The 11,579-nt window shown below is 38.7% G+C and carries 16 protein-coding genes and 1 pseudogene; all 17 read right to left on the reverse strand.

Translation table 11 applies throughout. The annotated features are described in order from the left end of the window. Nucleotides 1-7: 7 nt before the first annotated feature. Nucleotides 8-301, reverse strand: coding sequence for a DUF5960 family protein (locus HMPREF1481_RS07945; RefSeq protein ID WP_016466163.1), 294 nt, complete (start codon nt 299-301; stop codon nt 8-10). Then, nucleotides 294-656 carry a hypothetical protein gene (locus HMPREF1481_RS07950; RefSeq protein ID WP_016466164.1) on the reverse strand — a complete coding sequence of 121 codons (363 nt, stop codon included), beginning with the start codon at nt 654-656 and terminating at the stop codon, nt 294-296. Before HMPREF1481_RS07950 ends, HMPREF1481_RS07945 begins: the two co-directional genes overlap by 8 nt. After that, nucleotides 653-2,068 (reverse strand): Y-family DNA polymerase, encoded by a 1,416-nt coding sequence (locus HMPREF1481_RS07955; RefSeq protein ID WP_016466165.1) that lies wholly within the window; start codon nt 2,066-2,068, stop codon nt 653-655. The genes HMPREF1481_RS07950 and HMPREF1481_RS07955 overlap by 4 nt, the downstream gene beginning before the upstream one ends. 3 nt (nt 2,069-2,071) lie before the next feature. Beyond that, nucleotides 2,072-2,758: an XRE family transcriptional regulator gene (locus HMPREF1481_RS07960; RefSeq protein WP_016466166.1), complete on the reverse strand. Its 687-nt coding sequence runs from the start codon at nt 2,756-2,758 to the stop codon at nt 2,072-2,074. 210 nt (nt 2,759-2,968) lie between these two features. After that, on the reverse strand, nt 2,969-3,544 hold the full coding sequence (locus HMPREF1481_RS07965) for a DUF6287 domain-containing protein (protein ID WP_016466167.1): 576 nt from the start codon (nt 3,542-3,544) through the stop codon (nt 2,969-2,971). Between the two features lie 432 nt (nt 3,545-3,976). Continuing rightward, entirely contained in the window at nt 3,977-4,849 is an 873-nt protein-coding gene (locus tag HMPREF1481_RS07970) for a DUF4299 family protein (RefSeq protein WP_016466168.1), read from the reverse strand. Then, a complete protein-coding gene (locus HMPREF1481_RS07975) occupies nt 4,846-5,313 on the reverse strand; it encodes a hypothetical protein (protein ID WP_016466169.1) in 468 nt (155 codons plus the stop codon). The genes HMPREF1481_RS07970 and HMPREF1481_RS07975 overlap by 4 nt, the downstream gene beginning before the upstream one ends. Nucleotide 5,314: 1 nt before the next feature. Continuing rightward, complete coding sequence (locus HMPREF1481_RS07980) at nt 5,315-6,382, reverse strand: hypothetical protein (protein ID WP_016466170.1); 1,068 nt, start codon at nt 6,380-6,382, stop codon at nt 5,315-5,317. Nucleotides 6,383-6,451: 69 nt separating this feature from the next. Then, nucleotides 6,452-6,874, reverse strand: a complete 423-nt coding sequence (locus HMPREF1481_RS07985; protein ID WP_016466171.1) for a hypothetical protein — start codon at nt 6,872-6,874, stop codon at nt 6,452-6,454. A gap of 12 nt (nt 6,875-6,886) precedes the next feature. Next, nucleotides 6,887-7,309, reverse strand: a complete 423-nt coding sequence (locus HMPREF1481_RS07990; protein WP_016466172.1) for a hypothetical protein — start codon at nt 7,307-7,309, stop codon at nt 6,887-6,889. 12 nt (nt 7,310-7,321) lie between these two features. Then, nucleotides 7,322-7,744: a hypothetical protein gene (locus HMPREF1481_RS07995; RefSeq protein ID WP_016466173.1), complete on the reverse strand. Its 423-nt coding sequence runs from the start codon at nt 7,742-7,744 to the stop codon at nt 7,322-7,324. Nucleotides 7,745-7,756: 12 nt separating this feature from the next. Then, nucleotides 7,757-8,179: a hypothetical protein gene (locus HMPREF1481_RS08000; protein WP_016466174.1), complete on the reverse strand. Its 423-nt coding sequence runs from the start codon at nt 8,177-8,179 to the stop codon at nt 7,757-7,759. A 185-nt stretch (nt 8,180-8,364) separates the two neighbouring features. Next, on the reverse strand, nt 8,365-8,793 hold the full coding sequence (locus HMPREF1481_RS08005) for a hypothetical protein (protein WP_016466175.1): 429 nt from the start codon (nt 8,791-8,793) through the stop codon (nt 8,365-8,367). Between the two features lie 10 nt (nt 8,794-8,803). Then, a complete protein-coding gene (locus tag HMPREF1481_RS10910; RefSeq protein ID WP_016466176.1) occupies nt 8,804-10,216 on the reverse strand; it encodes a TNT domain-containing protein in 1,413 nt (470 codons plus the stop codon). Nucleotides 10,217-10,392: 176 nt separating this feature from the next. Continuing rightward, nucleotides 10,393-10,743 (reverse strand): hypothetical protein, encoded by a 351-nt coding sequence (locus tag HMPREF1481_RS08015; RefSeq protein WP_016466177.1) that lies wholly within the window; start codon nt 10,741-10,743, stop codon nt 10,393-10,395. Between the two features lie 19 nt (nt 10,744-10,762). Then, complete coding sequence (locus HMPREF1481_RS08020) at nt 10,763-11,113, reverse strand: hypothetical protein (protein ID WP_016466178.1); 351 nt, start codon at nt 11,111-11,113, stop codon at nt 10,763-10,765. Further along, a pseudogene (locus HMPREF1481_RS10915) lies at nt 11,100-11,579 on the reverse strand (T7SS effector LXG polymorphic toxin); the annotation flags it as partial. The pseudogene HMPREF1481_RS10915 and the gene HMPREF1481_RS08020, both read right to left, overlap by 14 nt.

Here is an 11,579-nt window from a genome sequence, read left to right on the forward strand (position 1 = left end):
ATGCAATCTACGGGCAGTTTTGTTTCAGCCCAAGATAAGCATAGGTTCGAGTACGTGGACAATCTTTTTCCATCTTCACTCTAAAATAAAACCGATGTTCCCTTCCGTCCTTGGCATTTTCCTTGTTCAAGACAAAGTAGTCCTTTTGGTTCATAGCCATGGTTCGTAGAATATCATCAATCAAGAAAGTCAAGGGTACATTCATGGCAGAGTATTTTTGAAAATCTTCCTCAAAACGAATGTAGTCATCTGAAAAATAATCCATCTGCAATTTGTTTTCATAGAGCTCTTTTCTAGTCATAAACTTCCTCCTGACACAGTTGGATTGAGAGAATATCATCTACCCTTATTAATCTATAGCCCTCATCCGTTTTAACAGAGACTTCTTGAGGAGATAATTCTCTTACTTCACCCAATATCGTGCTTTTGTGATTATTCTCCTTGACCACGAAATACCCTTTTAGTCGATTTATATAGAGTTGAGATAGCAAGAGCAACTTCTCGACTGGATTCAAATCTGTTGATAAATCGACACGATTTTTTTCTGCACTAAGTGAACTCGTATGCTCCGATAGAAAAAAACCCATCCACTTCTGCATGCCTGGATCCTGATAGTCCCTCGCGGATTGGAAGGGCAAATAAGAGCGATCAATCATTTTAGTCCATCTAATCCTCCAGCAGAGTGTCCTCCGATGAGCTTACTTCTGGCAATACTTCTCGATGCATCCTCTAAGGCAGTCGCCTTCAAGAGAGAAGTAAAGCCGAATTGCTCTCGAATAGAGTCAATGGTAGTCTGGAGCCTTTCTTCTTTTTCTACTTTGTCAACATCATCAAAAAGGGAAATCAATCCAAAGGATTCGTCCACAAATCCTGAATAACTAACAGCAATACTTCTGACCGCCCCAGAAGTGTATTTGCTATGGAACAATTTCAGAACATAGCCGACCAAAATACTGGTGTTATTGGTCGGCTCCACCTTCATCTGGGTATGAATGGAGCGTTTTTGTTCCTGCTTAGAAAAACCAAGATGGATAGACACCACTGTCGTCTTCTTTCTGGCCCTTCGAAGTCTGATAGCCACTTGTTCAGCCATCTCTCGAAGGATAATTTCGATATCTCGTTGTTTGACATAGTCTCTCGGTAAAATTTGTGAATTGCCCAAGCCGTGAGATTTAGCTTTATAAGGTTTATGAACATTACTCTCGTCAATCCCATTGGCATGAAACCACAGGCGCAACCCAGCTTGACCAAGTTCTTTCTTCAGAACATCCGGATTGCTATTGGCTAATTCCTTAATCGAATGAATCCCTAAACCATTCAAGCGCTTCTCCATTCGATGCCCAATCCCCCAAAAGTCAGTCATCTTAGAAATACCCCAGACCTTTTCTTCCACATCCTGGTAAGACCAGTTAGCCCGCATGGTTGGTGTTCGCTTAGCTTCATTATCCAAGGCCAACTTAGCAAGCAGAGGATTGGCATTAGACATGCCGACCGTCGAGTAAATCCCTGTCTGCCGCCAAATATCTCGCTGGATACGAGCCGAAAGCATATCCAGCTTATCTTTACGAGAAATCTGTCGATCTGGGACAAAATAATTGAGCGAACTGGTCAGGTCAATAAAGCCTTCGTCAATAGAGTAGGGATAAATATCATCTGGACTGCCATAGTTCTGGAAAATGCGCTGAATTTCCATATTGACCGCGATATACTTATCCATTCGAGGAGGGACAATGACGGTCACCCGAGCCCAATCTTCGATAAATTTCACATAGGCTGGATCTGTCCGTAAACCTTGTTTCTTGGCATTGTAGTAGGAAAATTTACGCGTTTTGATATCAAAGGGGAGGTCATAGGCACGACCAACATTTGCTTTCCCAAAGACCTTTTTAAACATCGGCGAGGAGGCAAGAATCAGTCCAACAGAATTATCCGCCCGACTCATAACACAAAGGGAGGTTTTAAGGGGATGGAGTCCTCTTTCTACACACTCAACGCTAGCATAAAAGGACTTCATATCGACAAAGGCAATATCACTTTTGGGCTCTCTGGAATAATCAAAGTAGCCCATAGACTATCCCTCCATTGGCACAAAGTTACCCACGATAATGCCTACAATCCGCGGATCTTCTTCGTAAGAGATGTGAATATCCTTGTATTTAGGATTGATGGAGACCAAACGTAAGCCATCTTCTTCTCGATAGACCCGTTTGATATAGGTCTGGTTATTGCAAACCACTGCATAGACAGCACCGTCGTAATCAAATCCGGTCTCTCGAATCAGAGCCACGGAACCATTTTGATATTTGGGTTCCATGGAATCTCCAGACACCCATGAAGCAAAATCGTGAGCCAGTTCTTCATTGAAATAAACCGTATCAAAGTTTCGATCATCATAAACTGAAGCTCCGATACCAGCCGACATGCGTTCGTAGACATGATACTCGTAGAGTTTTTCTGAAATAGCAGTCACCTTCTTGGCTTGTTCTTCTTGAGCCAAGTTGCGAGCATAGAGCACTACCTTCTCTTTTCCTTTATTGGAAAGGCTGTTATAAAGACGGACAATTTCGATTTGAGTAAAATAGCCTTTTGGTACTTTTAAGATTTTCTCTAGCTGACTAACCTTTTCTTTAGAAGGCTCCTTGACTCCACGCTCCCAAGCTGAATAAGCCTGAAAACTAATCCCAAGTTGCTCTGCAATCTCTTTTTGTGTTAGTTTTAGCTCTTTCCTACGAGCCTTGAGTTTTTCTGGTTGGTACATATTTTACCTCCTAGCGTGATGCTTTCGTTGCAGGTTGACTTTATTTTAAAAATTCAACCATTTTGTTTTAGTTTTATTATATAAAAAAAGTAGACGAATGTCTAGTGGAAAAATCCAACTTTAAACCCTGTTTACTTCACCTTCATAAAATGATCATGACTCACAAATAAAGAAGAAAACCATCTCAAATTTGATGAGATGGTTAATCATTTAGTCTACTTTATAAAAAACTTGTTCTGAACTAGTTGGAGCAGCTTGACCAGCAATCAGCCTATTTTTAGTTAAATCAGTATCTAACCCAGGCATAATAAGCCCAGCAGGATAAATACTCATTCCATAGCCTGAGATACCATCTCTAATGCTGAATTCAATCGTTCCATGGTTTCCTATGCGCACTTTTTCAATATTTCCACTGTTTACTAGTCCATTTTTATCGAATGTAAACTCTTGCCCGAGTCCATTTCTCCAAGTTCCAACTAGAGTAGAGTAATCTCCGTTTAGAATTGCTTGATCATCTATTTTTTGTGATCTAGCATTCGTTTGCTCTTCTTGTGTCGAAAGCTTTTCCTCCGTAGTCGTAACACTATCTTGGGTAGTCGATAAACTAGTGGTTGTTGAACTAGTCGTAGCCGCACTAGTAGTAGAACTCTGTTCCGTTGTGGGAGCATTTACTGCTTCTGTATCTTGCTTCTTATGATTAAAGAAGAAGAGAGAACTTATCAGCACTACCGGGACTAAGGAACATAACAAAATCAACAGCCAGTTGATGCCTTTTCCTATTTTCATTTATAACTCCTTTAAATTATTCTTTTTTAATTATATCATACTAAACTGATACTAAGAAGAAATTGTATAAGACAAAGAACACTGGGGTGAATTTTACCCTAAAAATACACGAATTGAGCTAGATTTTACCAATAAGTTCAAACCATCAATCTAATCACTGATTATATTTTGCTGATTGGTGATTTTTAGTGTTCTTTTATAAGAGTATTTCAGCAACTTGAAATTCTTAAACGAATAACCTTAGTTTAATGAGTATTCATTCAGCATTTTATACTAACCCAATTTATTCATGATATGGATAGTATAGTCCTCAATGACCATATCATTTTTTTAATTGGTTGACCTTGAGCTCCGCAAATTCATCCGAGATGAGGAAGAATTCTCCTTCATTATATCATAAAAAAAGAGCGAGTTCGCTCTCTTTTTATGGTATTAAAACTCTAGATTTTTCAGAGTTTCCGGTGAAATTGGGTCGACCAGAACATACTTGGCATCCAACATATAAATACCTTCCGTCAACGACTCTAAGAATTCCCGATAAGGAACCTCGGCTAGTTTTTCCCCATCAGCTGTCATGATAAATAGTCGTGCAACTGCAACCTTACTTCCTCGATACTGTTGCAAATATTGAGGTTCTAGCTCTGGTTGAGCCGGCAAAATTGTTCGTCCTTCACTATTTAGATAGTTGATAGGAATGATGATATCCTCACCATTTTGCTCTACTTTAAAAACTTGCTGCTCAGAGTAATAAGCATTTAGCTGTTGGGTAAAGCGCAAACGCTGGTCATAACTATTTAAGAGTTGATCATCCGGTACATGGATAATCTGCCCTAGGTAAAGTTCATTGATGTAAATAGGACGTTTCACTCCCATAACTTCTACTATTGGATGGACTTTTACTTCCTTGGTCAATTCTGAAAGAGCTGATAAGAAAATATCTGTGAAATGAAATTCTAGAATAGAATCTTTATCATACTCAACACCATCATGTTCGCACACACTTACATCTAAGAGAAGGAGCAATGTTTTCAAGAACATCAAGGCCCCAGTCCAGTCAGAAGCTGTCGCCAAATCTGGAACAGATACCTGATAGGCTTGATCATCAAAAGATAGACGGAACCCTAAACTAGACTTCTCTTTGACCCCAAACTGAACAGAATGGAAATCCGAAATAAGAGAGTCTGCAGATGGCTTTAATCCTGCATCCTTAGCGGAAACGCTGTAACATTTAAAAAGTTCTGCTTGAAGCACCTCACCAATTCTTAGTGATTGGTTGCTTTTTATTGTAAAATTAACTGATTTCATATTTTTCTCCTTCGGTCTACTGGCAAATCCTTTCTACGACGTAGAATCGTTACTTCGCTGACAGGGATTTTTCCTGATGCATACGTGATAAGACCGTACTTATCATCCATCAATTCCGCACCATCTGCTATATTGTTTTCATTTAAAAATTCTTTATCAGAAACCAATATTCGCACATAAGAATCGGGTGCTGTAAAATCATCATCTCCACGCTTGTGACCAGCCATTGCAAATTCCTGACCTTTATAAAGGACACGATCATAAACCGAATACCTCTGACTAACCTCACTATAAGAAATAAGCTTCCCATATACCCCATCTTCGACTTCATCTTCAAAATTACTATAGGGAACGTAGCCTTCTTCCAACATCGCTGGATCTTCCGAGAGCAGGATATAATCATTTATATAATTCACAAAATTAGAATATACTTTGTTTTGGTAAACTAGAAATTCTTTACGCATTTTATCCCTCCACGTATTCCATTATACCATCTTTATTGACCCTACCAACCAATACTTCTTCTCCTCCGACATTTAGATACAATTTAGAGCCTTCCTTGAGTCTACTTCTATCTGAATGACGATATTCTGGAACCAAAAACTCGTCTGAATCTGATTTTATGAAGCCATTTCCGCTTGCAGGATCTATTACTTTATCAGGCTTGCCTGTAGAGCTATTCATTCTAATATTACCATCGATATCGATTGAATTCCCATCCATATCCCCATATGGAATTTGAATATAGCCCGTCTCATCAGTAGTATACTCTAAACGAAGGTATGCATCGGTTTTAAGAACTAAATTACCATTCTGATCACGTACTGCAACCCTATTGCCATTTGCATCAATCATAGTTTCAACAAATGGAGATCCTTCATAGTCCAGTCGCAAGCCTTCTACAGCTTCTTGGATAGTAGTAATATTTTTGGCATCCGAACGTTTTGCTACATAGCCACCTACTGTTGCTTTTTCCTTCCTATTGAATAGCCAAACCTCATCTTCAATAGGCATAATTTTTTGCATGACTGTTGAATTATTTGGATACGGAATTGTATTACGAATATCAATCATCATATCATATTCAGACTGTGTCATTTGGGTCACATGCGTATTCCTTAGTCGATTAAACTCATCCCAAGAAACACCATACTCTTGTAGTTTTTGATCAATGATTGCTCGAGTTTTTGATTGGCTTGGTGATGGATTCGCTGTTCCCTTTGCCTTCGGTACGTCCACATCACTTGGCTTAATTCCGCCAATAGCCTTAGTTGCGCTGTCGCCTGATACTTGCTTAACCTTCGGTACATCCATGCTGACTGCTGGGTGATTTTTTAGCTTAGCAAGGGTCCCATCAGCTGGGCTGGCTTTTAGATGCAGGTCTGGCCTACTGTCCAAACGAACATTAGCTGGATCCAGCTTGGGTATCTGCTTGGTCTGAAGTGGGACATCCAGATGAGATGCTTTAGCTCCTGGTAGATCTACAGATGGTGCACCAAACTTCTTACCAAAGTAATTTCCTGCCGAGTTCATCCCAAGGCCCTCAATGCAAAAACAGGAACTTGCCTACAACTAACAGTGTATAAACAAGTTCCTCACAGGCTAATTCAATGGCGATACATAATCATCTGGAAGTTTGCCTCTCCAGTCAATCCACATTTGCTCAGCAATTGGAATTAATCTTTCAAGCTCTTCCTGAGTAAATAACTCTCTAGTTTCAGGTAAATCAATTAATGATGTAGGGCTCTCTTCTATGAATCGTTTCTCACTAGCTTTCTTTTCTTCTTCCGTCGGTGGCCAACGATCGGTCTCAATCTTGTAAGATATTTCGAGTAGTGATCTCTCTCCACTTTCTAATAAGGCAAACAGCTCATTTGGTAATTCATAGACTACACGCTGAGGGGCAATTCCTCCCTCCTCAGTAACGTAATAAAGATGATTACCATCTCTCCAGATATGCTGACCGTAACCTTTTACTTCTTCGAACTGGATAACATCTTCCCAGCCTAGTTTTGTTGGTTTCATTTCAAACCTCTTTTACTTAAGTGGCGATACATAATCATCTGGAAGTTTGCCTCTCCAGTCAATCCATTTCTGTTCAGCAAGCGGAATTAATCTTTCAAGCTCTTCCTGAGTAAATAATTCCCAACTCTTAGGATTAGCTATTAAAGGAGTTAAGCCTTTTAATATAAATTGTTTCTCACTAGCTTTCTTTTCTTCTTCCGTCGGTGGCCAACGATCGGTCTGAAGTTTACTTAATATTTCTAACTCCGTTCTCTCCCCACTTTCTAATAAGGCAAACAGCTCATTTGGTAATTCATAAACTACACGCTGAGGGGCAATTCCTCCCTCCTCAGTAACGTAATAAAAATGATTACCATCTATCCAGATATGCTGACCGTAACCTTTTACTTCTTCAAACTGGATAACATCTTCCCAGCCTAGTTTTGTTGGTTTCATTTTAAACCTCTTTTACTTAAGTGGTGATACATAATCGTCTGGAAGTTCACCCATTGATTCTATCCATTGTTGTTCGGCTTGAGGAATAAGTATTTCGAGTTCTTTATTACTAAAAAGCAACTGATTTTTACGGTTTGATATCAGCACAATTGGCTTTTCTCTAGCTCTTTTTTTTCTTATTTCGTCCTTTTCTTCTTCCGTTGGTGGCCAACAATCATTCTGAATCTTCCAAGAAACTTCGCGTATCGTTCTATCACCACTCTCTAGTAAGGCAAATAACTCGTTTGGTAATTCATAAACAACACGCTGAGGGGCAATTCCTCCTTCCTCAGTAACGTAATAAAGAGTATTGCCATCTCTCCAAATGTGCTGACCATAACCTTTTACTTCTTCAAACTGGATGACATCGTCCCATTGTAAGTTAGTTGGTTTCATTTTATATCTCTTTTACTTAAGTGGTGACACATAATCATCTGGAAGTTTACCTCTCCAGTCAATCCACATTTGCTCAGCAATCGGAATTAATTTTTCAAGTTCTTCTTTAGTAAATAAATCTCTAGTTTCAGGTAAATCACTTAAAGATGTAGGACTCTCTTCTATGAATCGTTTCTCACTAGCTTTCTTTTCCTCTTCCGTCGGTGGCCAACGATTGGTCTCCGCTTTAAAATCAATTTCACTTGCCGTCCTCCTGCCTAATAAATATTCGTTAAAATCAGAAGGATTAATCTCAAAGATACGACGAACTGAAGCTACTCCAAACTCTCCAAAAGTATAGTATTTCCCTTCATGTGTTCGAAAATCATATCCTTTTGGTGATTCAATCTTTTCAAAGGTATCAAACTCTTCCCATGTTATTCTAGTTAAACTCATTTTAATCGCCTCCTAATTTTCTAATTGTAAATTCTCCCCATGGAACTTCGTCAATGACTGCTTCTGGCATATTTCTTGGGAAGGTTTGTCCTCCTGGTTTCCAAAATCCTTCAAAAGCAGAATCTTCATTTCCACTTGGAATTCTTGGGTTTTGAACTGAAATAACAAGGGATTTATGCTAATTATTAGTGCTCTTTTTCAAACCATAAGGTATATAATGGACTGATCTTTTCAAATAATTCCTTTTCGTATCGATATCTATTCTCTTGTACTTTCTCAACTAATTGATTAACTTTCTCAAATTCATTATTTTTGATCAATTTATCAATTAAATCTATATCCTTTTCATCAGTTTTATGTGAGGAAATATCTTTAACGATTATCTTTAAAATTTGATAAGTTACTTCATTATCATCTAATTTAGAAATCTCGGATGTTATTCTCCCTCGTTCAGTAAAAACTAGATTATATCTCCCATTTCCATCTTCTATTATAGAAATTCCTTCTGGAAAATAGGGAGGTTGTTCGGAAAAATGAATCCCAAATTCACCTAATTTTATATTTCCAATTTTTGCAACTTCGGATTCAATTTTGTTTTTTAATTTCATTAGCATATTATTATTCCTATTTCAATCTAAGTAAAAATCTACCTTTTTCTAATTCATCAATTGTTAAGTATGTATAATGTTGAATACCCATACCAGGTTCATCAAACCAAGGGGCAACCAATCCTTCTTTTGTTGGTATTTCTTTCAGAACAATGTAATCTGAATTCGGTTGGAGTTTCATAAACGGAGGTAAAGCTTTCTCGCCAAATGTTGCTCCTTCAGGAGAGAAATACCTTCCTGTCGGATTAGAACCAATTCTATTTATTCTCGTTCCAGGTAATATTACGGATTCTTTATATTTTCCATTCAAAAATCCATATTTATGTATACTGCCGTCAACTCTCCCTAAGGAACTTTCAGGAGTTCCTGGATAAATTGCACCACCTGTTAACTGATTAAAATAATCCGGATTATCATACACATTTTTATTTTTAAGGTAAAATTCTGGCTCAGGTGGATTTGACCAATTTCTTAATTTGACTCTATCGGATGGTTCGATACCTGCCTCCGCATATTCATGCCATTGAAGATAGCTTTGACGGTCCATAGGATCCATACCAATCAAGGTTTTCTGGAATTTCTCCTTCTCTAGATATTGGTCAAAGTTACTGGATTCCCTCGCAAGTTTGCTTTCTTTAATATTCTCTTTAATCCGTTCGATATCATACTTCGATGCTTCGACATCGTGGACATCCTTCACCTTCGGCACGTCCACATCACTTGGCTTGACTCCGCTAACAGCCTTGAATACGTTGTCACCTGATATATCCTTGACCTTCGGCACATCCATGCTGACTGTTGGATGGTTTTTCAGCTTAGCCAGGGTCCCATCAGCTGGGCTGGCTTTTAGATGTAGGTCTTGCCTACTGTTAAAGCGAACACTGTCTGGATCCAGCTTAGGTATTTGCTTGCCTTGAAGTGGGACATCCAGATGAGATGGTTTGGTGCCTGGCACATCTACGGTCGGTGCTCCAAATTTTTTACCAATATAATTCCCTGCCGAGTTCATTCCAAGGCCCATGATTTGACCAAACATGAGATTTTGAATGTCTGAACTTGGATCCTTACCTGTCCCTATCGCATAGACAACCTTAGTGACATCGTTGACATCGTCCGCATGTGTCCCTGCCGTCGCTAGGTTTTTTAATAGGGTAGAGCCTTCGGCCCCACTCTTAGCTAGTTTCGCCAAATAACCTGCCGAACCCATGCTCGCAATCGTTACTGCCGAATCAATACCTGCCCATATTCGCTCCTCAGTTGTCAACTGCGTTCCTGTAAGCATGGTATGACCCTTAATGGCCGAATAGGCACTGTCTGCGGCTAGATAAGTACCTGCCGCATAGGTGGCTGTTAGTGATGCTCCACCAGTTGGACCCGCTAGTACGGTTCCCCCAGCCATTACTAGAACAGCTAAGGCCTTAATCCCCATATCTACATACTGGAGACTTTCCTTATTCTCCTCATAATAGCGACTTGCCTTGAGTCTCTGGTAGTTGTCCTTGTAAAGTAAAAGTTTACCAATAAAACATTAGTAAACTCTTGCTTCATTTATTCTATCATAGAAAGGCGAACTTGCCTGTTGTAAAACTATAGTTTAAACCGATTTTACAACCAACCCTTAGCTTGTAAGAACTCATCTGGGATACGTAATTCAATCTCTGCCATGATTTCTTTTAAGTAGCTGTCCCAATTTGTTATACTTCCAAAATCATATTTTTCTTTAGGGAGTGAGATTCCAATCCCTTTACTAATCACAATATAAAAATCTGTAAAACTTAATTCATAACCAAAATGAGCTTCATAATAATCATAGGCTTTAAATTTAATACTAAACATTTGATGATTTGGTACTTCTACCACATCGTAAATGGTCATGTCTGAAGCCCTATCTCCAAACGCTCTTTGAATACGCTCACTCACTTCTGTCGCTAGCTCTTGCATACTTTTTTTCAACATATGAACACCTCCTTCTCTTTTATCGCCAACCCTTAGCTTTTAAATACTTTTCTGGGATATACGACTCGATTTTTGCAATGATTTCTTTTAAATATGCATCCCAATCACTTATTTCGCTATAACGACTGTTTGGCTTAGAAAGCAATAACCCTTCCTCGCCGTTTAAAAACAGATAAATCTCAAAGAAATCATTCTCGTACTGAAATTTTACCCCAGCAAAATTATAGATGCGGAAGTTCAGTTTGAATGTATGACGATTGGGTTCATCAACTATATCATCAAACACTATACCATTAATCTTATTTTTAAATACTCTTTTAACTATATCAAAAAATTCATCTGATAAAATATCCATATTATTTAATTCCATACCAGTACCCCCCTTTGGGTTTTAATCCATTATATCCATGTTTTTCTTGCAAATAATCCCATTCCCATCTTATAGCTGACTTTTCATACTGAGTAAGTTCCGGATTATGAGAAAATCGAATGGTCTTGCCTTGTGCAACCGCATCATCTAGCGCAGGTTTATTGAAATATTTGAACATTTCTTTGCCTTCTGTATCCAAACCATATTCAACTGTAATTTTATCCCAATCATCTCCTAAGCTAAAGTAAGTGGTATCGCCAGCCTTGCTGATGTATGAATTTGGACCAGGTGTACTCCAATCTTGAGTCCCGTCAGGTCTAATTGTAGGCTCATATTTACCTAATGTCATTGTATCCGAGTCAGGGTTGATTACACTCTTCGTCCGATACATTTCATACTCTTCCAGTGGCATATCTTTTATTGGAGAAGTTGTTGGTTGACTTGGTGATGGATTCGCTGTTCCCTT

It is taken from the genome of Streptococcus sp. HPH0090 (assembly GCF_000411475.1).
GTDB lineage: Bacteria > Bacillota > Bacilli > Lactobacillales > Streptococcaceae > Streptococcus.

Excerpts from the sequence above, each read along its gene's own strand:
- HMPREF1481_RS07945 (WP_016466163.1), bottom strand. The coding sequence starts at position 301 with ATGACTAGAAAAGAGCTCTATGAAAACAAATTGCAGATGGATTATTTT.
- HMPREF1481_RS07950 (WP_016466164.1), bottom strand. The coding sequence starts at position 656 with ATGATTGATCGCTCTTATTTGCCCTTCCAATCCGCGAGGGACTATCAG.
- HMPREF1481_RS07955 (WP_016466165.1), bottom strand. The coding sequence starts at position 2,068 with ATGGGCTACTTTGATTATTCCAGAGAGCCCAAAAGTGATATTGCCTTT.
- HMPREF1481_RS07960 (WP_016466166.1), bottom strand. The coding sequence starts at position 2,758 with ATGTACCAACCAGAAAAACTCAAGGCTCGTAGGAAAGAGCTAAAACTA.
- HMPREF1481_RS07965 (WP_016466167.1), bottom strand. The coding sequence starts at position 3,544 with ATGAAAATAGGAAAAGGCATCAACTGGCTGTTGATTTTGTTATGTTCC.
- HMPREF1481_RS07970 (WP_016466168.1), bottom strand. The coding sequence starts at position 4,849 with ATGAAATCAGTTAATTTTACAATAAAAAGCAACCAATCACTAAGAATT.
- HMPREF1481_RS07975 (WP_016466169.1), bottom strand. The coding sequence starts at position 5,313 with ATGCGTAAAGAATTTCTAGTTTACCAAAACAAAGTATATTCTAATTTT.
- HMPREF1481_RS07980 (WP_016466170.1), bottom strand. The coding sequence starts at position 6,382 with ATGAACTCGGCAGGAAATTACTTTGGTAAGAAGTTTGGTGCACCATCT.
- HMPREF1481_RS07985 (WP_016466171.1), bottom strand. The coding sequence starts at position 6,874 with ATGAAACCAACAAAACTAGGCTGGGAAGATGTTATCCAGTTCGAAGAA.
- HMPREF1481_RS07990 (WP_016466172.1), bottom strand. The coding sequence starts at position 7,309 with ATGAAACCAACAAAACTAGGCTGGGAAGATGTTATCCAGTTTGAAGAA.
- HMPREF1481_RS07995 (WP_016466173.1), bottom strand. The coding sequence starts at position 7,744 with ATGAAACCAACTAACTTACAATGGGACGATGTCATCCAGTTTGAAGAA.
- HMPREF1481_RS08000 (WP_016466174.1), bottom strand. The coding sequence starts at position 8,179 with ATGAGTTTAACTAGAATAACATGGGAAGAGTTTGATACCTTTGAAAAG.
- HMPREF1481_RS08005 (WP_016466175.1), bottom strand. The coding sequence starts at position 8,793 with ATGCTAATGAAATTAAAAAACAAAATTGAATCCGAAGTTGCAAAAATT.
- HMPREF1481_RS10910 (WP_016466176.1), bottom strand. The coding sequence starts at position 10,216 with ATGGGGATTAAGGCCTTAGCTGTTCTAGTAATGGCTGGGGGAACCGTA.
- HMPREF1481_RS08015 (WP_016466177.1), bottom strand. The coding sequence starts at position 10,743 with ATGTTGAAAAAAAGTATGCAAGAGCTAGCGACAGAAGTGAGTGAGCGT.
- HMPREF1481_RS08020 (WP_016466178.1), bottom strand. The coding sequence starts at position 11,113 with ATGGAATTAAATAATATGGATATTTTATCAGATGAATTTTTTGATATA.